18 protein-coding genes are annotated in these 19,428 nt (G+C 44.6%); 11 read left to right on the forward strand and 7 right to left on the reverse strand.

From position 1 onward, the window contains the following. Positions 1-5: 5 nt before the first annotated feature. From HUJ19_RS09465 to HUJ19_RS09475, 3 genes are all read left to right on the forward strand, one after another. The gene (locus tag HUJ19_RS09465) at positions 6-1,535 is read left to right on the forward strand and encodes a YifB family Mg chelatase-like AAA ATPase (RefSeq protein ID WP_290623779.1); all 1,530 of its coding nucleotides are present in this window, start codon (positions 6-8) and stop codon (positions 1,533-1,535) included. A gap of 172 nt (positions 1,536-1,707) precedes the next feature. Next, positions 1,708-2,496 (forward strand): hypothetical protein, encoded by a 789-nt coding sequence (locus HUJ19_RS09470; protein ID WP_290623781.1) that lies wholly within the window; start codon positions 1,708-1,710, stop codon positions 2,494-2,496. Positions 2,497-2,580: 84 nt separating this feature from the next. Further along, positions 2,581-3,486: a hypothetical protein gene (locus HUJ19_RS09475; protein WP_290623783.1), complete on the forward strand. Its 906-nt coding sequence runs from the start codon at positions 2,581-2,583 to the stop codon at positions 3,484-3,486. 62 nt (positions 3,487-3,548) lie between these two features. Here the strand turns inward: HUJ19_RS09475 and HUJ19_RS09480 are convergent, their stop codons facing one another. Further along, entirely contained in the window at positions 3,549-4,904 is a 1,356-nt protein-coding gene (locus HUJ19_RS09480) for a S8 family serine peptidase (RefSeq protein WP_290623784.1), read from the reverse strand. A 258-nt stretch (positions 4,905-5,162) separates the two neighbouring features. Here HUJ19_RS09480 and HUJ19_RS09485 point away from each other — a divergent pair, with 258 nt between their 5' ends. The 6 genes from HUJ19_RS09485 (at position 5,163) to HUJ19_RS09510 (ending at position 9,263) form a co-directional block, all read left to right on the forward strand. Then, positions 5,163-5,624, forward strand: coding sequence for an RNA polymerase sigma factor (locus tag HUJ19_RS09485; RefSeq protein WP_290623785.1), 462 nt, complete (start codon positions 5,163-5,165; stop codon positions 5,622-5,624). Further along, positions 5,621-6,352: a hypothetical protein gene (locus HUJ19_RS09490; RefSeq protein WP_290623786.1), complete on the forward strand. Its 732-nt coding sequence runs from the start codon at positions 5,621-5,623 to the stop codon at positions 6,350-6,352. The genes HUJ19_RS09485 and HUJ19_RS09490 overlap by 4 nt, the downstream gene beginning before the upstream one ends. 27 nt (positions 6,353-6,379) lie before the next feature. Next, positions 6,380-6,892, forward strand: a complete 513-nt coding sequence (locus tag HUJ19_RS09495; RefSeq protein ID WP_290623788.1) for a hypothetical protein — start codon at positions 6,380-6,382, stop codon at positions 6,890-6,892. A 143-nt stretch (positions 6,893-7,035) separates the two neighbouring features. Beyond that, positions 7,036-8,499: an aminotransferase class V-fold PLP-dependent enzyme gene (locus HUJ19_RS09500; RefSeq protein WP_290623790.1), complete on the forward strand. Its 1,464-nt coding sequence runs from the start codon at positions 7,036-7,038 to the stop codon at positions 8,497-8,499. A gap of 45 nt (positions 8,500-8,544) precedes the next feature. Continuing rightward, positions 8,545-8,880, forward strand: coding sequence for a metalloregulator ArsR/SmtB family transcription factor (locus HUJ19_RS09505; protein WP_290623792.1), 336 nt, complete (start codon positions 8,545-8,547; stop codon positions 8,878-8,880). Next, positions 8,880-9,263 (forward strand): rhodanese-like domain-containing protein, encoded by a 384-nt coding sequence (locus HUJ19_RS09510; RefSeq protein WP_290623794.1) that lies wholly within the window; start codon positions 8,880-8,882, stop codon positions 9,261-9,263. The genes HUJ19_RS09505 and HUJ19_RS09510 overlap by 1 nt, the downstream gene beginning before the upstream one ends. A gap of 71 nt (positions 9,264-9,334) precedes the next feature. On the opposite strand, the gene HUJ19_RS09515 is transcribed toward HUJ19_RS09510, so the two are convergent. From HUJ19_RS09515 to HUJ19_RS09530, 4 genes are read right to left on the reverse strand one after another with little or no spacing between them, the layout of a single operon-like run. Beyond that, positions 9,335-9,547 (reverse strand): DUF2892 domain-containing protein, encoded by a 213-nt coding sequence (locus HUJ19_RS09515; protein WP_367273999.1) that lies wholly within the window; start codon positions 9,545-9,547, stop codon positions 9,335-9,337. Between the two features lie 26 nt (positions 9,548-9,573). Beyond that, complete coding sequence (locus HUJ19_RS09520) at positions 9,574-10,893, reverse strand: hypothetical protein (RefSeq protein ID WP_290623799.1); 1,320 nt, start codon at positions 10,891-10,893, stop codon at positions 9,574-9,576. Positions 10,894-10,907: 14 nt separating this feature from the next. Then, positions 10,908-11,750: an outer membrane lipoprotein-sorting protein gene (locus HUJ19_RS09525; protein ID WP_290623801.1), complete on the reverse strand. Its 843-nt coding sequence runs from the start codon at positions 11,748-11,750 to the stop codon at positions 10,908-10,910. An 11-nt stretch (positions 11,751-11,761) separates the two neighbouring features. Then, the gene (locus tag HUJ19_RS09530) at positions 11,762-14,275 is read right to left on the reverse strand and encodes an MMPL family transporter (RefSeq protein WP_290623803.1); all 2,514 of its coding nucleotides are present in this window, start codon (positions 14,273-14,275) and stop codon (positions 11,762-11,764) included. A gap of 124 nt (positions 14,276-14,399) precedes the next feature. Between HUJ19_RS09530 and HUJ19_RS09535 the strand changes: the two genes are divergently transcribed. Beyond that, on the forward strand, positions 14,400-15,263 hold the full coding sequence (locus HUJ19_RS09535) for an MBL fold metallo-hydrolase (protein ID WP_290623805.1): 864 nt from the start codon (positions 14,400-14,402) through the stop codon (positions 15,261-15,263). 97 nt (positions 15,264-15,360) lie between these two features. After that, entirely contained in the window at positions 15,361-17,385 is a 2,025-nt protein-coding gene (gene rep, locus HUJ19_RS09540) for a DNA helicase Rep (protein WP_290623807.1), read from the forward strand. A 6-nt stretch (positions 17,386-17,391) separates the two neighbouring features. Here the strand turns inward: rep and HUJ19_RS09545 are convergent, their stop codons facing one another. Together HUJ19_RS09545 and fadA are read right to left on the reverse strand one after the other, a co-directional pair. Further along, positions 17,392-17,754 carry a VOC family protein gene (locus HUJ19_RS09545; protein ID WP_290623809.1) on the reverse strand — a complete coding sequence of 121 codons (363 nt, stop codon included), beginning with the start codon at positions 17,752-17,754 and terminating at the stop codon, positions 17,392-17,394. Between the two features lie 507 nt (positions 17,755-18,261). Beyond that, complete coding sequence (fadA, locus tag HUJ19_RS09550) at positions 18,262-19,428, reverse strand: acetyl-CoA C-acyltransferase FadA (protein ID WP_290623878.1); 1,167 nt, start codon at positions 19,426-19,428, stop codon at positions 18,262-18,264.

Here is a 19,428-nt window from a genome sequence, read left to right on the forward strand (position 1 = left end):
TATTTATGTCTCTCGCTATTGTTTATTCCCGCGCTGGGGTTGGGATTGAGGCGCCGTTGGTGACGGTTGAGGTACATTTGTCGCACGGTTTGCCGAGTTTGAATATTGTCGGTTTGCCGGAGGCTGCGGTTAAGGAGAGTAAGGATCGGGTGCGTAGTGCGATTATTAATTCGAACTTTGAATTTCCGGCGCGACGTATCACGATCAATCTAGCCCCTGCGGACTTACCCAAGGAAGGCGGTCGTTTTGATTTGCCGATTGCCTTGGGCATTTTGGCGGCTTCTGGGCAGTTGCCGTCTGATTATTTATCCAATTATGAATTCATTGGCGAGCTGGCTTTGACTGGTGAGCTCCGTCCGGTTAAGGGTGTCTTGCCGGTGGCGCTGGCTTGCACTGAAGATCAACGTACCTTGGTTGTGCCGGAAGCTAATTCTTCGGAGGCGGGTTTGGTGCCATCGGTGCAGGCGGTTCACGCCAAGCATTTATTGGATGTCTGCCAGTCGTTGATGCGTAACACACCTTTACCCGAATGCATCAATGACGCAGTGGTTAATGATTACGACTTTGATATGGATATGTCGGATGTGATTGCCCAGGAGTCGGCCAAACGTGCCTTGACGATTGCGGCAGCGGGTAAACATCACCTGTTATTTATCGGTCCTCCCGGTACGGGTAAAAGTATGCTTGCTTCACGCATGCAAACCATTCTGTCGCCCATGACCGAGCAGGAAGCGAAAGAGTCGGCTTCGATTTATTCGGTCAGTCATTTTGGTTTTGATGCGAGTCAGTTTTTTGTGCGAAAGTATCGTGCGCCCCATCATTCCTGTTCCGCACCTGCTTTGATTGGTGGCGGCAGTCATCCCAAGCCCGGGGAAATTTCCTTGTCGCACAATGGTGTTTTATTTCTTGATGAGCTGACCGAGTTTTCGCGTCAGGTGTTGGACAATCTGCGCGAGCCACTGGAGAGCGGCAAGGTTACGATTTCACGTGCGGCTCATCAGGCGGAGTACCCAGCCAACTTCATGTTTCTTGCCGCGACCAATCCGTGCCCTTGTGGTCATTATGGTAATCCGAAAGGCGCCTGTCGCTGTTCGCCGGATGTCATTCGTCGCTACTTGGGCAAGATTTCTGGGCCGCTTTTGGATCGCATTGATATGCAGGTTGAAGTGCCCTTGTTAAGTCAGCAGGAATTGACCAATGGCAAACCTAAAGAAGCTAAGCCGCAGGAAACTAGCGCATATTTACGTGAGCGCGTGATGAAATGTCAGGAGGCTCAATATAAAAGACAGGGTAAGCTGAATGGTCAGTTGCAGGCTGGGGAAATTGATGACCATTGCCGCCTATCGGATTCAGCGAAGATGCTTTTAAATAAAGCTCTGGAGCAATTGAATCTTTCGGCACGTTCCTATCATCGGATTATTAAGGTTTCGCGAACCATAGCGGATTTGTCGGGTGAAGAGTTGATTCAGCCGCATCATATTAGCGAGACATTGAATTATCGGAAGATGGAGCGGTATCTGGCGCAGTTGCCGTAACCCATTTGTTACCAATTAATAATTTGATGGGTTACGCATAAATGCTAACCCATCCTATAAGAGCGGATTGCCTTAATGTGATCTTTTTCACTTTATCCCTATCTGTTAAGAATAATACCTTGCCCTGATACGTCACCTTAATGACATGCATATAAAACAAGAGGTGATGATTATGTCTAAATTTACACAATCTACATTATTGCTTGCGACTTTAACTTTTGCTTCGAGTCTTGCGATGGCGCAAAACCTTGATGCCGAAGCTGATGCAGAAGCAAAAGCGGGGCTTGAGGTTGCGGCTGAAGCAACGCAAAGCGCGACCGAGGAAGCTGACGCAGCTGCTGAAGCAGGTCTTGAAACTGCTTCAGATGCTATTGCTGATGCTCAAACCAAAGTATCTGAAACTGAAGAAGAAGTTGAGTCTACGGTAGACGGTTCAGCTCAGGCTGGTCTTGAAGTTGCTGCTGATGCGACGCAAAAAGTCGGCGAGCGTGCTGACTCTGCTGCCACTATTGGTATCGAAACTGCCGGTAATGCAACCGCTAATGCGCAAACTCAAACCGAGCAAGCCAGCGACGATGAAGAAGAAATCGAGTCTGAAGTGGGTAACTCTGCTCAGAATGGCTTATCTGTAGCTGCTGAGGCCACGCAAAAAGTAGCGGAAAACGCTAACCCTAATGCTTCTATCGGTATTGATGCTGCTGCTAACTCAACTACTCAAGCTGAAATTGCAACTTCTGACTCTTCGACTGAGGCAAGTGCCGAATCAAGCAGCGACGTTAATGCCGAGGTTGAAGGCAGTGTTTCTGAGTCAGTCAGTGCTACCGTTAACTCAGCATTAAACCAGTCGGTTAATGCTCAGGTTAGCACTTCGATTAAAGAGCAGGTGACTGAAACTGTAGAAGATGCTATTGATGGCAACATTCGCGATTCTATTAAAGATAGAATTCCAGGTCGTCGTTAATAGTGATTATGGCCAGCTTCGGCTGGCCTTTTTTTCGATTAGAATATAGTTAATGTTTAGCTTATTCCTGTGATAGGAGATGGTATGAAATACTTCTTAATTCCTGTTTGTGCTTTGGCAGTAAGTCAGGCTCTGTCTGCAGCTCAAAACTCAGATGGCGAATTTACTGTCGCTGTTGAAGCCGGTCTGGAAAGCGACTCGCAACTTACCGTTGAAGAAATCGACCAATATGAGGCTACTAGCGACATTGCAAGGCATTTACAGCTTGAAGCTGAGGGTGACTGGCAGGCTGGTTCCAACTTCAACATTAAAGCCGGTTACAATTATATGAGTAAGTCCTATCAAGATAATCCAGACTTTGACCTGGATATTGGACGATTGTACGGTGATGTTTCTTATGACTTCACAGAAGTTACTTTAGGAACAAATCATCACTCTATCGATGCCAAACTGGCTGGTGATAGCTTTCTTGATATGAGTCGCACTGGTTTCTACGCTGGCCGCTTATTTGCTAACAGCTTCTATGTTCGCGCTGAGCTGCTTGATATTGAAAAAACGTTTAATACTTTAAGTGATCGTGATGCCAATGCCGATGTGATTGCGCTTGACGCCTACTATTTTTTCAACCAAGGCTTGAGCTTTATAGCTTTCGGGCTGGAGAACGAGGAAGAAACAGCACAAGTTAATTACTACAGTTATGATGCTGATAATTATCGTGCGACCTATTCCAACGAGTTTAATTGGCTCAGCAAACGCAATCAGTTAAAACTTAACTGGCGTTACTATCAGCGTGACTATCAGGGCATCTATCCTGATATTGAAGAAAGTCGTGAAGATACCAGAAATAGCTTTAGCCTGACCTGGGATCTGTTCTTTAATGACTCATTATCCTTGATAACCCATCTGGAACAAACTTATTCAGAATCTAACTTACCCTCTGCAGATTATGATGCTACGCAAATTAGCTTAATCCTGAGAGCTGAGTTCTAAGTTAGCTATTCGTTTACCAGAGTCCATTGCTCAGCAGGGATGCCGAGCAAACTTTGTTCCCTTTATGGATGCAATAATCCATTGCCAAAAACCTTATCTTTCCCGGCTCTTCCTAAATCTATTACTTGCTTGTTTAGCTCAGTAACTACATTTTCTTTTTCTGATAATCCGTTGGCATAACAGGCAACAAAAGAGCTGATCACGGGCGCAGCAATTGATGTGCCACTTTCTCGGCCCAACTGATTGCTCGCTCGCGCAGTTAATACCGATACACCAAGTGCTGCAAAGTCAACATAATCGCCCTGGTTTGCCCAGCGATAAATTTGCTGCTTTTTATCAACAGCGGTTGCGCCAATAACTTCCGGATACGCTGCTGGATACAGCGGTTGTGATGCTGGACCTTCATTGCCAACGGCAGCAACAATCATGGTTCCTTTATCACCGGTTCTTTCAATTGCCTGTTGCAATATTGGGTTCTCCGGCCCAGTTAAACTCATATTGATTACAGAAACATTGTTTAACACCAGCCAATCCAGCGCCTGCACCAGATTAATCAGGGCTGCGCCCTGTGAGTATTCATTTCTTGGATAAAAAACCGATGCCGCATACAGCGTCGCATTAGGCAGTAACGGAACCAGTTCATCATGCTGACCAATCAGCAATCCTGCTACCGCAGTGCCGTGCGCCGTTGGTACGCTAATATCCTCACTCATAAAATTTTTTGCTTGAATGGAAGCTTTACTAAATGCCTGGTGGCTCTCTTCTACTCCAGTATCAATCAAGCCTACTTTGACACTCTTGCCACAGACCGCTTTTTGTATCTTTAATCCTTCTTCTTGTACAACCAATTGTTCGCCAGCAGGATCACTGTTGGCCTCATAGATATGATTTCTTCCCAATTGTTTTATCCATTCGGCAGGTAAGTGTTTTTTCAGTACAGAAAGTGAATCAAACTCATTCGGCACACGGAACTGTACTAGAGCCATATCCAGGCTTTGCAGTTCGGTTTTTTTTATGATGACAGCATTTACTTTATTCAGTTGATCGATATCCTGATTATCCAACATCAATAACCATTGATTGGCCACCGCGCGCCAGCCGTCCTCTACTTCTTTTTCAATCAGCACTGTCTGACCAGCTTTGTCCATTATTGGTAGCTCTTTGGGCAAATTTTGCAGAGGGTCAAGTGTTTTCAAAGCAGCGACATCCAGTTCTTTTAATCGCTGCTGAACATCTTCCAGAGCTTGCTCCGGCATTTGCATCTCAATCGGAGGTTGCTTGATATCAATAGAATCTATTGGAATATTACGCATATCAGGAATTCTATCCTCAATATTGCGGATAGCTTTATTAATTCTCTGATCGGCAGCCTGTGCTGCTATACAGCCAAGCAGGACCAATAGGACAGCTAACTTCATATAATTCATGCAAGGGTCACCAATAGTTTCTTCATTGTATACAATCTCTATAGAATTGACGTTTGAAGAGTGCAAAAAATTCCCACTTTGATGGAATAATTCATGCTTTTAATCCGTCTTCATAGTAAATGAGCCACTTATTAGTTTTTAATAGGTAAAAACCCTCATTGATTCTGGTGCTATTTTTTTGTTCACTGAAATCAAAGAGTTATTATTCGGAGCATACTCATGAGGCAAAAGCTGGAACCTATTATCCCAATGATTAGGCGTTTTGCCTATTCCTTGACAGGTAATCAACATGACGCTGATGATTTATTGCAGTCAACCTTAGAGCGCCTTTTAACCAAAGACTTGCCGCGTGATGTTGATCTGACTAAATGGGCTTTTCGGGTATGTCGTAACCTTTGGATTGATGAATACCGCTCACAAAAAGTTCGTCAGGAAGCAACCCAGAAACCTGAGCTGCAACAGCTGGATATTGTTGATGGAGACAAGGTTATGACCAATCAGCTAACTGTACAACAGGTCCAAAGAGCACTTCAACAACTGCCGGAGGATCAGAAATCCATATTGACGCTGATTGCTGTTGAAGATTTAAGTTACCAAGAAGTTGCCGATCTGCTCAACATTCCAGTTGGAACAGTTATGAGCCGATTGTCACGAGCACGCAAGGCGATGGCCAAATGGTTCAACGATCACGATATGAGGATAATCGCATGATACATTTTTCTGATGAACAGCTTTCTGCTTTCCTTGATTCAGAATTGCCTGAATCTGAGATGGAGGCTATTCGTGATCAATTAGCTGTTGATGATATTCTGACGAACCGGATAGCACAGCTAGCAAGTGTCGATGCGATTGTGTCATCCACATATCATGCCATTGATGAAAAACCTCTACCTGATTCAGTGCTTCAGCTTCTGGATTCGATTGATAGCCAGCAGCCGACGCCTGCTGCAAGTGTCACTCCTTTGTCAGCCTGGCAGCGTATTATGTCCGGCCTGAATAATCATGCGCCTTTAGCCACCGCTGCTGCTTTGATTATTGGCCTGACTATTGGATTGATGTCGCGCATCAATGATGTTCAGGATTCAGACTACTGGTCAACTATTGCAGCCAGCCTTGATAACAATATCAGTGGTAAGCCAATTACGCTTGCCGAAGGTTATACCTTATTACCTCGTGTTTCCTTTTCAAATGCCAACGAACAGTTTTGTCGCCAGTTCGTGTTAAACACGCCCAATAACAGCCAACACAGTATTGCCTGCCGCAATTCTGACGGGTGGCAACTGGCCGCAACCATATACGACAAACCCATTGAAGCCGGCAGTTATCAAACAGCCAGTAGTGACTCTGCTATCAACAAGCTGGTTGATACTATGGCAGTCGGTACATTCCTTAACACTGAGCAGGAACAAAAAGCCATTCGCTCAGGTTGGGCTCAATAATTCATTTACTTTTTTCGGAGGTTATGTATGAAACACTTAATTTCGCTACTAACCATCACACTATTTCTGACGGCCTGTACTTCAAGGCCTGTCTATAGTCCTTCCACTGGCAATGGCTTTGGTTACAGTCACACACAGCTGGATGGCAACAGTTATCGCGTGCACTTTAAAATGCGTGGTGATGACAGTCAGCAGGCGATGGACTATGCCATGCGTCGCGCCGCACAACTGACTCTGGAAAAAGGTTATGACTGGTTTGTAATCAATGACCAGCAAACCTTAACCCATACCCGTGAAAAGGCAGATCCCAGTATCACTCACAGCCAGACTATGGTAGTAACTCGAGATTGCGGCCTGATTGGCTGTAAAACTCGCAGCTACCCGGTTCATCAAACCAGTTTTGGCACTCAGTTAGATTCTAATCAAAGCATGGTCGAAAGTATTCTTGCCATTCGCATGGGTAAGGGCGTCCGTCCCAATTCAGACAATAGCTATGATGCACTTGAAGTGCATGAGTCTATACTTAATCAGGACTCCTAATTAGATTCACTTGCGGCACCCCTCGTAAAGCACTGGCTAGATTGGTCTAGCCAGTCGCTTTATGTCGAGTCGTTACTTGCTTATATGTAACTCCCTGTCTATATTAGTTTCTTTGCATATTTTTTCAGACAATTACTCCTATAATGAGCCTAACCGAACATTTTGCGCCTTTCCGTCAGGGAATTATTGGCGAGAACCACCGTTATGATACTGCGCCAAATGGCGATTCCATTTTATACGCCGACTGGACTGCCAGTGGTCGTCTGTATCGTCCAATTGAAGACTTTATTATCAATACCTTAGGGCCTTATGTAGCCAACACTCATACTGAAACGACGCTCACCGGCACCACCATGACCAATGCCTATCATGATGCGCAGCAAATTATTAAGCGTCATGTTAACGCTGATGAGAATGATGTGTTAATTGCTGCAGGTTCAGGTATGACACTGGTGATTAACAAGTTCCAGCGCATGTTGGGTTTGCGCGTTCCTGAAAAGTGGCGAGACCGGTTAGATATTCAGGAACATGAAAAGCCATTGGTGCTGGTGACTCACATGGAGCACCATTCCAACCAGACCACCTGGCATGAGTGCGAAGTGACTTTAGAGATTATTCGCTCTGATTCGCGTGGTCGCCCTGACTTGGGTCACATGCGCGAACTGCTTGAAAAGTATCAGGATCGATTGGTTAAGATTGGTTCTTTTACGGCCTGTAGTAATGTTACCGGGATTAAGACGCCCTACCATGAAATGGCGAAAATCATGCATCAGCATAATGGTCTGTGCTTTGTGGATTTTGCTGCTTCCGCACCTTATGTCGATATTGATATGCACCCTGCCGATCCGGAACACAAGCTGGATGCTATTTTTATCTCACCGCACAAGTTTCTAGGCGGCCCCGGCAGTAGCGGTATTCTGATTTTTGATAAAAAACTCTATGATTGCAAAGTGCCGGATCAGCCAGGCGGCGGTACTGTGTCCTGGACTAACCCCTGGGGTGAGCATCGTTTTTTCGATAATATCGAAGCACGCGAAGATGGCGGAACGCCCGGTTTCCTACAAACCATCAAAGCGGCGTTGGCCTTTAAACTTAAAGACGCCATGGGTGTTGATAAAATTCAGCAACGTGAAGCCCATCTCGCCAACATCTTACTAGAGGGTTTCTCTTCCATTCCTGACGTTCGGATTTTAGAAGGTGAACAGAAGGAGCGACTTTGTATTATATCTTTTTATGTTCTTGGCATTCATCACAACCTTATTGTTCGCTTATTGAACGATAAGTTCGGTATTCAAACTCGTGGTGGTTGCTCCTGCGCCGGCACTTATGGCCATTTATTGCTAGGCGTCGATCAATTACAAAGCCATGAAATCACTAATAAAATTGACCAGGGTGATCTGACTGATAAGCCAGGTTGGGTTCGAGTTTCGTTACATCCAACTAATCATGATGAAGAGGCCCACTTTATTGTCGATGCACTCAGGCAAGTGATTGAAAATGCAGAAGCCTGGTCGCAAGATTATGATTTTAATCCAGCTACTGGCGACTTTATCCCAAGTTTTTCCCAGCCAGCATTAAAATCATTGCGCGACTTTTCACCTTTATAGAAAGTGCGAATTGCGCATTGTTATAGATTAAGGCAGAATTTGATAATGAATGAACGACCTAACTCTAGCACTATGGCATTTACTGATGAGATGCAACAGCACTCTGCCGAAGCTGCAAAGCTTCTAAAAAATATTTCCAACGAACAGCGATTGATGATTCTCTGTATTTTACTTGAGAAAGAATTATCTGTTGGTGAGTTAAATGAAATGCTTCCCCAACTAAGTCAATCTGCGTTATCACAACACTTGGCCTTGTTGCGTAAAAGTGATCTGGTGAACACCCGTCGTCATTCACAAACCATCTATTATTCCTTGGCATCGACAGAAGTCGCTCGCATCATTCACCTACTGCATGAAATCTATTGTCAGGAGACTTGTTAATGCAACCTTGTTTACAAAATTACATTGGTACGATTAAGCAAAATATTAAAGAAATTTCCATTGAAGATTTTAAGTGCACCGATTGCTCAGATGCTTTGGTGATTGACGTTCGCGAACCAGCTGAACATGCTGATGGAATTATTGAAGGTGCTTTGCCGATTCCTCGAGGCGTTCTTGAATTTAAATTATTCAGCCACCCCGAAGTTGAAGGCCTGTCTGAAGAAGAAGTTCTTAATAAACCTGTATATATCTATTGTGCAACAGGTGGCCGTTCCGCATGTTGTGCACATGCTCTTGAGCAAATTGGTTTTAAGAATGTGTTTTCGGTTGCTGGTGGAATTAAGCAGTGGGTCGAAAGCGGCGGCAAAATTGTTAAGCCTTAATATCCATATTTCAGACCATATTAAAAAACATAGGGACAACTCATGAGTTGTCCCTACATAAACTCTAACTACTAAGATCCTGTTGCAGTCTGTCTTTCAGTTTTAAAACCCAACTTCTTTATCACCATCATGGCCGGGCAGAATCCTGTGAATGCTGACTGGAATAAATTCGCGCCGACAAAAACCGTTAGCCACAACCAATAAGGATGAACATACCAGGTTAGCACTACTGATAATAAAACCATAAAACCGGCGAAAGCCATCAGTACTCTTTCGGCGGTCATTTTTTTCTCTGCCATAGGATTGCCTCCTAAAATTGATATCTCACACGCACATAGGCGTTACTTGCATCTTCAAACTGGCCAAAGAAGCTGTGTGCTTCTTGACCATTGAATAGGTTTGCACCAACCGTAAACAACCATTCATCACTGAAACGGTAATTCATGCTGGGGCGTAAATAACTGTCATCATCACTCGGCGAATAGAATGCAAACAGTGACCAGACAAACTTATCTTTAGGCGTACGATAGGTGACTCTCGTTGTCACCAGATGACGCTTTTCCTCTCCCTCATATTGCGGGAATGGTGAATTCGCAATCAGTTCATCATAATCCTGTGTCCACTCCAGATAATACTGAAGTCCAAGCGTTAATCGCGTCGCCACTTCCGATTCATAACCAGCTAAGAATCGCCATTGCGAATTTTTAACAAAGGGATCGGTGCCATCAGAATCTTCAGCTGCATCGTGGTAAGCCACCTCAAAATTATAAAGTCCACTTTCAATACTTCCTCGAACACTGGCACCAAAAATATCTTTACGATGAAAGGTTGGTCGAAAATTGTTGGTGATACCAACCGGCTGCTTATCGAATCCTCGATAACCATATAAAGCGTACTCGGTGCCTTCCACATTTTTGTATAAACGCAACGCTATTTCGCTGTTACCAAAGTTTTCATCAGGCTCTACCGGATTAATCACATCAAAGCCACCAATATTGTCACCTACGATGGGGTTAAATAATGAAAATCGCTCGCCATTAATGTAACGATCTTCTTCAAACACAGGTGTCCAAACCAGATCCACATTCAGTGCATCAAAATAACTGGTGATTCGTACCGAGTTTGCCGGCGCTTTCAAGTAAGTGTCTTCGCGTCCTGAAAAAAATGACTGCCAATCTTTTGGAAACAGATCATTCAGGAAAACCAAATCTCCGGTTCCCCAGGTGCTGATTTGACGACCAACTTTAAAATCTGTATTTCCGAACGCAGAAAAGCTCCAGGCTAATTCCCGAATATCCAACTCCATATCATCGGTCACACCGTCATACCAGGTATCACCTCGAAAACTGAAATCTACATCTTCACCGTTGTAATCAGCTTCCAGATGTCCGCGTATTTCATTCAGGGTTTCTTTATCATCAAATAACGGATCGGTTTGCAACCGACGGCCGTAACCTGCTTCAACAAACCCCGCCCAGGACCAATTGGAAGACTCTTCTTCATCCCATTCCTCTTCCCACACATCGCCCCATTCATTTTCTTCAGCGGCCATGCTTACGGGCAGTCCATAGGTGGTTATCAAACCACCCAGGATCAACCATTTGAATATCCGTGTTTTTACTCGCATCATTTTTCCTTTGCCTGCTAGTCTTGACCGGCTTCCAACCATTCGCTTGGCGGATTTCTCAATGAACGTGAAGTAAATACATCTTCAGGTACACCAATGTTATATACCGGACGACGGAATTCCATGTAGGTAACACTGCCACTTTCCAGATTCGAAATCTTCGATTTCATCACCGTTGGAATACCCTGCACTTCTTCAACTTCAGCAACGTCCATCCGACGATAGACTTCACCTTTATCGTTAAAGTATTCCACCGTCATCGGCAAAAAAGTTTCCTTGTTGATATTCGCAATGTAATAGGCAAACTCAACATTCGCTTTATCCTTCGGTGTGTTTTTGACAATGTAGGCAGTATCCGTTACTTCCATTAGCTCATGACTATCGAGCGCAGGGTTACGTCCCGATACATCCTCATAAAAGAAATCCGATCCTACAAAGCTGGTACGTTTATCACCTGCCGAGATCCGTTTTTCCAAATCCAGGCCAGGCAGATACAACCAGCGATCATCATCACGATCCACATGCTTATTCACTAGAAAAACAGTGCCACGCACATCGGATGGACGACTGAACACCACCAGAAAATTCTGATCGCCTTCATCTTCGATATCTTTTCGCAGAATAACAAACTGTCTTAACTGACGATTACCATCTTTATCGACAATCATCATACGCGCATCACTACGGCCATCATCTCCTGCATAGTAGGACACTTTATTTGCCTTACTAATAATTTCTTCAACGCTTAATTCGCTGTCGCTTTCCGCTACCTGTAGGCTGGCGGCCATCATTGGCAGGGCGAGACCAGTTACCAATAATGCTAAAACTTTTTGCTTCAAACTTTTGTGTAAGCTTTTCATGTAAAGCCTCCTTATGATTTAAATGCCCACTTGCGTGTAGCTTTTAACGCCACCGGTAATAAGACCAGTGTTACCACTGCTGACGCAGCCATAATGGTTGCCAGGAAGAAACCTACTGTTATGTAGGGCACTAATGGCGCGAACAGTAATGGTGTAAAACCAATTGCAATCACAATCGCATTACGACTGATTGCTGATGCCGGTTCTTCAAACATTTTGACCATGGTTTGTTTAAAGCCTCCTGTCTGCTTGAAGATCTCTCGAGAGCGCTCCAAGAAATGGATTGCAAAGTCAATCGACAAACCGAGCGTCAAGGACGATAAGACTGCAATCGGCATGTCATAGTCTTTGCCCACCCAGCCAATCAGTCCGTAAATAAACAGAATGGTGATACTTAATGGCAACATAGCCAGCAATCCAAACAGAATGCTGCGGAATAAAATGATCATCATCAATAGCACTACCACAAAGGCGCTCATCAAACTGTCCAACATGCCTTTGACCATTTCATCCTGCCAGACCATGTTAAGATAACTCTTACCGGCCCATTGTGCCTTAACACCATCCGGTAATGGATTTTCCGCAAAGTACTGTTCAACAAACTCCACCACCTTCGTCATATCCTGGTTATCACCACTGGTTAACTGTAGCCAGACCGCTGTTGAGTCATACTCCTTAGTCACCATATGCCACAGATCCTGCGGTCTATGCGATGACTGATATTGCAACAACGCCTGTGCTACACCATTCTGACTATCTGGAATAACAAAATCTTTTGGCTGACCGGTTTTTAATTCACGGGTCACCGTTTTAACCACATCAGCTAACGAATTACTTTTACCGACATAACCACTGTCCGCCAACGCCTGTTGTAATTCCTCTATTTCATGCAGAATTTCTGGCTGCTGGAAATAGGCAACTTTGATCCGCGCTTTATCAGTCTGCATGATCAAGTTTTCCAAAATCTCAGCCTGCTCATCGGTTGCATCAAACAACTTATCTTCCAACAGGATAATGACCTGATTCAGTTGTGTTGCCAGTGCATTTTCGTTTTGCATGACGCCCTCGATTTCGCTACGTAATGTATCGTCTTCGATCACACTGACCGCACTCATCCACTCGTCTTTAGCCACTGCATCATCTGCTTCTAAAATCAGGTAAGCATCGTAGGTTCCGGCAAAGTGCTCATTGAGCACCTTATCCGCCACCCGAATTTCATGATCCGCCTTAAACCAGCGCACAGGGTTATCATTAATCTGAATCTGCGTAATACCCCAGACACTTAACGCCACCACCGCAACGAAGAATACTGTCACCAGCTTGCTGGCTGCCAGGCTGCCTTTGCCAATCTTGTGCAGCACTTTCTGCAATGCATCTTCTTTTTTCGCTTCTGTCTGCAATGACGCCAGCGCTTTTGGCTTTAATGCAACAAGATAGGCTGGAATAAAGATGATGGTTAGCAGGAATGCCAACAAAATACCAAAACCAACATAGGCACCGAAAATCTGTACCGGTGGAATTGGCGTTAGTAATAACGAGAAGAAACCCACCGCCGAAGTCACACTGGTGTACAACATGGGTGTGAATAGATGACCAATGACTTCTTTAATCACCTCTTTGCGATCACGCCCCGGCTTATAGCTATCGGCAAATTCTGACATGATGTGGATGGAATCCACCACCGCAATTGGCATCAGGAAGATCGGAATCATCGAGCTCATGATGTGTACGGTAAAGCCCATGCCAATCAGCAACCCCATGGTGATAATCACCGTCGCCATGGCGATAATCATAGGCGCCGCAATAAATTTATAGTTACGAAAGAATACCCACATCAGGATGAAAATGACTAAAGCTGCCAGCGGTGCTGAAATTCCCATCTGCACAAACATCTGATAACCAAAAGTATCTTCGGCTACCGGTAAACCGGTAATGTGGTATTCATCCTCTGAATCCAATTGGCTAATTAAGCCTCTGATTTCCTCTGAAATACGATAGCTTTCATCTTTATCCAGAATAGGCACATATATCGCCGTTGCCTTATCATCGCCCGAGGCCAGGGTATCCTGTAATAATGGTAGGCGTTCCACCTGCTGATTAATCCAGTCAGCCCGCTGCTGAGTCTCTGGAGCCTCTTTCATCAACCATTCAAAGCGAATGGTGCCCGGGCCTTCCTGACTGATATTGTCCACGGTTGATAGGGCCATCATATCCGGCGCTACCACTCCTTCAATCTCTGCAATACCATCGGTCAGCTGTTTAATAGCCTGTAGTGACTGTGGGTTAAAAATCCCCTGCTCGCCATGGTTGACTGCACCAACCACAATGATGTCATACAGGTCAAAGCGATCTTTAACGTCATTGTGATAGACACGCGACGCCTGATCTTCAGCCAGCATATTCTCCGGATCCGTATCCACCACGATGTTCGGGATCATGGCTCCGGTAATTGCTGTCAGTAGCAATGTCATGATGAAAACCCACTTGGGCTTCGTCATCGAGAATTTAAGCAGAGACTGTTTCATAGGACCTTCCATTAAGCTCTTTATTAGGCATTCATTAGAGATAGCTAATATATTGTAGATTAGTGTTTGCTAATATTCAAGCAATAAACTATCCTAACTAGCAAATTTATTGATTCAATATAGCATGTCTATCGAAATTAAATCCTTCTATCACGATGATACTGGCACCTGGAGTTATATCCTTATTGATCCTGATCAAAAAATAGCCACTATTATTGACCCGGTCATGGACTACGACCTCAGCTCAGGCAAAGTTAGCTATCAGTCCGCCAACCAACTTATTGATTACATTAAACAAAACTCCCTCAGCTTACAATGGATACTCGAAACTCATGCCCACGCAGATCACATTTCTGCGGCCCAACATATAAAACAGCAGCTTGGCGGCAAAATTGTTATCGGCGAAGGTATAAAAGAGGTGCAAAGCCATTTCAGCGAGTTTTTCAATATTGATATGCCAATTGATGGCAGCCAGTTTGACCGCCTGATGGCCAAGGGTGAAAAGCTTCCTTTCGGCTTTTACGAATTTACCGCTTACCCAACCCCCGGCCACACCAACGACAGCATGAGTTACCTGATTGAAGGCAATCTGTTTATTGGCGATACCTTCTTCCACCCCGACACAGGCACCGCGCGCTGTGACTTCCCCGGCGGTGATGCCGAAAAACTGTTCGACAGCCTGCAATTCCTCGTTTCCTTCCCGGATGACTATAAATTGTGGTTGTGTCATGACTATCCCGATGGCCGTGAACCGGAAACAGGCATCACTGTGGTCGATATGAAGCAAAATGTCCATTTGCAGCAGGCGCATAACAATAAAGACGAATTTGTCGCAATCCGCACCAAGCGAGACTCGACTCTGGATGTCCCCCGTTTGATTTATCCGTCGGTTCAATTAAATATTCGCGCTGCTGAGTTACCGCAGGATGAGACCAACGGACGTAAGTATCTGAAAATGCCCTTGTTTGTACAAAAAGACAACAACTGATATTGAGTGTCCAGCCCATTTCTTGATTTTCCATTGTCTTTGCTGGCGGCAAATTGCTAAACTTGCCGCCAGTTTTGATTAATCCTCTTGCAGCCTTTTGTCACTACCACAACTCAACGAAAAACAACGTGAAGCACTCTTAGCCACTCAAGGTCCGCTCCTGGTATTGGCCGGTGCTGGCAGTGGTAAAACAAGTGTGATTACGCGCAAGATGGTCTATCTAATCAAAGAAAAAGCAATACCCGCCCGCAATATTATTGCCGTAACCTTTACCAACAAAGCTGCTCGCGAAATGAAACAGCGAGTCAGTAAACTGGCCGGTGCAAACGCTACTCAGGGCCTGACGGTTTCGACCTTCCATAACTTTGGCCTTAACTTTATTCGTCGCGAATATAAAAAGCTCGGCATGAAGTCCAACTTTACTATTTTCGATGATCAGGACAGTCTGGCGCTGATTAAAGATCTGGGGTTCAAGGTAGCTGAAAGCGACAAGCAATTGCTGTTTCGTCTGCAACAACAAATTTCGGCCTGGAAAAATGATCTGATTCTTCCTGAGCATGCAATCAATCATGCCAAAGATCAGGAGCAGCTTATTTTCTCCAAGGTCTACGAAAAATATGCACGCAGCATGAAAGCTTACAATGCGGTTGATTTCGATGACCTGATCCTGATTCCAACTTTATTGTTGCGCGATGATCCGGAAGTTCGTGAAAAATGGCAAAACAAAATTCGCTATTTGCTGGTCGATGAATATCAGGATACCAATACCAGCCAGTATGAATTAATCAAACATCTGGTCGGTCAGTTTGGCAATTTTACAGTGGTCGGTGATGATGATCAGTCTATCTATTCATGGCGCGGTGCTCGGCCTGAAAATCTTGATCAATTAGCCAGAGATTATCCTAATTTACAAGTTATTAAGCTCGAACAGAATTACCGTTCTTACGGCCGCATTCTTAAAGCAGCCAACGTTCTGATCGAAAATAATCCCCATGCCTTTGAAAAGAAGTTGTGGTCAGACAAACCTTATGGGGATCCACTGAAAGTCGTCACCTGTCCCAATGAAGATGCTGAAGCGGAAAAAGTAGTCACTGAGATTATCAGCCGCAAGGTGCGCACAAAAAATGGTCGCTATTCAGACTTTGCCATTTTGTATCGTGGCAATCATCAGGCAAAAATTTTTGAACGTACTTTAATTGCCAATAATGTTCCCTATAAAATTTCCGGAAGCACATCCTTCTTCTCTCGCGCAGAGATTAAAGACATTATGGCTTACCTGCGTTTGCTGACTAATCCAGATGACGATAATGCCTTTTTGCGCATTGCCAATACACCCCGTCGCGGTATTGGCCCAACAACATTGGAACAGTTGGGCTCCTACGCCAATATGCGACATATCAGTTTGTTTGCCGCCACCCAGGAAATCGGTCTGGAGCAGCACTTGCAAGGTAAGGGCCTGGAAAATGTCCGTCGTTTCTCTGATTTAATTTCTCGCGCTGCGGATAATGCCGAGCGAGGTGATAGCGTGGGCGTTATTCATGATCTGGTAGCACGTATCGGTTATCACTCCTGGCTACACGAAACCTCCAGCACACCTAAGGCAGCTGAATACCGTTGGAATAATATTCAAGAATTACTAGGTTGGGTAGAGAAAGGTATTGATGACAATGAGCAGGATCCAAATCCTTTCGCCGCAGCCGTAGCTAATCTGATGTTACGCGATATGCTGGATCGCAATGAAAAAGAAGAAGAGGAATCCAACGAAGTACAGCTGATGACTTTACACGCAGCCAAGGGTCTTGAATTCCCGCATGTTTATCTGGTAGGTATGGAAGAAGAGTTTCTCCCTCACAAGTCCAGCATTGAAAACGATGATATCGAAGAAGAAAGACGCCTCGCTTATGTTGGCATTACCCGAGCACAGAAAACTCTGACTTTTACCCTTTGCAAAAAACGTTCAAAGTATGGTGAAGTAATGGCCTGCGAACCCAGTCGTTTTCTTGAGGAGCTCCCTCAGGATGACCTCGACTGGGATGCAAAGCGCAAGCCGCTAACCGAAGAAGAACAGGAGCAGCTCGCTACTGATAACATTTCGATGTTGAAATCACTTTTTGCTGATTAAAAAGTTCTACTCTGGTTTGCCTTCCTTAAACTGTGCGAAGCAAACCCAATTATCATAAGGGTCAGTACAAATAGTTTCGGTTGCACCGTAAAAAGTTTCCCGCTCTTCAATGAGAATTTTCTCCCCTACCAAGTTTCTTTGAATCAGCTTAAGATCATCAACCTCAACAAATAAAAAGGTTTTTGATTCGGGCAGTTTTTGATTGATATCTTCTTCAATACTAGCCGTAGTTTGATACATGATTTCAGTTTTTCCATTGCTCAAAATGACAAAACCAATGTCATCACCCTGCGGCACAGTTGTCACTGCTTCAAAACCCAGCTTTTCCCAAAACTTGATTCCTTTTTCCACGTTTTTGACCACAATCACATTTGTTATCTTCTGACAGTTCGATTGCATCACATTTCTCCCTCCACTATTCACCTTTGATTCACTCGTTTCAGTATAAACTACAATTAAACTTTTACATTCTTTTAGTTGCTAACTTTTCTTTTATTCGCCAAGATGAAAGAAAAGCACAGGAGGTGCCTTATGACACTATTCGAATGGATCATAGTGATATTAGTATCACTACTTATATTCCTTTTCGGCCTCGCCGGAATAACCGGTAGCATATTCTTTGATAGCCAACGCAATCAAAGCTCGTCCGATCAAAAACTCAAAAATAAACCCTAGTATGTTTTTATTCTGTGTCGTAGGCTGGTGATGAGCAAAGCGAATCCCAGCACCTAAACGATTAATACAAAACCTTGCTGGGATTCGCTTCGCTCATCGCCAGCCTACCAGGTCTTTTTGTTACTAACCCGATACTACTTTTTTACTTTCCCAATAAAAAAAGGCTCCTGATGGAGCCTTTTTCTGTTTTAAAGTTAAAGCTTAATTCAACCTCTGGAATACAGTAGCAATACCCTGCCCTAATCCAATACACATGGTTGATATACCTAACTCTTTATCTTTATCTTCCATCAAGCGAAGCAAGGTGGTTGAGATTCTGGCACCGGAACAACCCAGCGGGTGGCCAAGTGCAATAGCGCCACCATTTAGGTTAACTTTATCCAGCCAGTTGTCGCGCATGCCCAATCCATCCAGTACCGCGATAGACTGTGCGGCGAAAGCCTCGTTTAATTCGAACAGGTCAATATCTGACAACTTCATACCGGCACGCTTTAGTGCTTTATTGACTGCTGGAACTGGGCCAAATCCCATTATAGATGGGTCACAACCAGCAACACCCATGGAAACGATTTTTGCAATCGGCTTTAAGCCTAGTGCATCTGCTTTTTTACGCGACATGACTAACATGGCTGCTGCGCCATCGGAAATTGCTGATGAGGTTGCTGCAGTTACTGTTCCGTCTTTTGGATTAAACACTGGGCGTAACTTTGCCATATCCTCTATGGTCGATTCAGGACGAATCACTTCATCAAAATCGTATAAACGTAAACCACCCGTTTCATCATGCGCTTCCATTGCCAGGATTTCTTTTTTGAAACGCCCTTCGATGGTGGCTTTATGCGCTAATTGGTGTGAGCGGTAACCAAACTCATCCTGCTCCTGGCGAGATACTTTATGCATAATCGCCAGCATTTCAGCAGTCAGTCCCATCATGCCTGATGCTTTTGCTGTGTACTTGGCCAGTTCCGGATCAAAATCAATGCCATGATTCATCGGTACATGACCCATGTGCTCGACACCACCAATAATAAAGACGTCGCCATCACCGACCATGATTGAGCGGGCGGCTGTATGCAATGCCTGCATTGATGAACCGCACAAGCGGTTAATGGTCTGTGCAGCAACTGTGTGCGGCAAGCTGGTTTTCAGCATGGCGTTACGTGCGATGTTAAAACCCTGCTCCAGGGTCTGTTGCACACAACCCCAGATCACATCTTCCACTTCTGCAGGATCCACTGCTTGGTTGCGATCCAATAAGCCTTGAATCAAACGTGCGGATAATTCCTCAGCGCGAGTGTTTCTGAACATACCACCTTTCGAACGCCCCATTGGGGTGCGAATGGCATCAACTATTACTACTTCATTCAT

This window comes from Kangiella sp., from assembly GCF_014762745.1.
Taxonomy (GTDB): Bacteria; Pseudomonadota; Gammaproteobacteria; order Enterobacterales; family Kangiellaceae; genus Kangiella.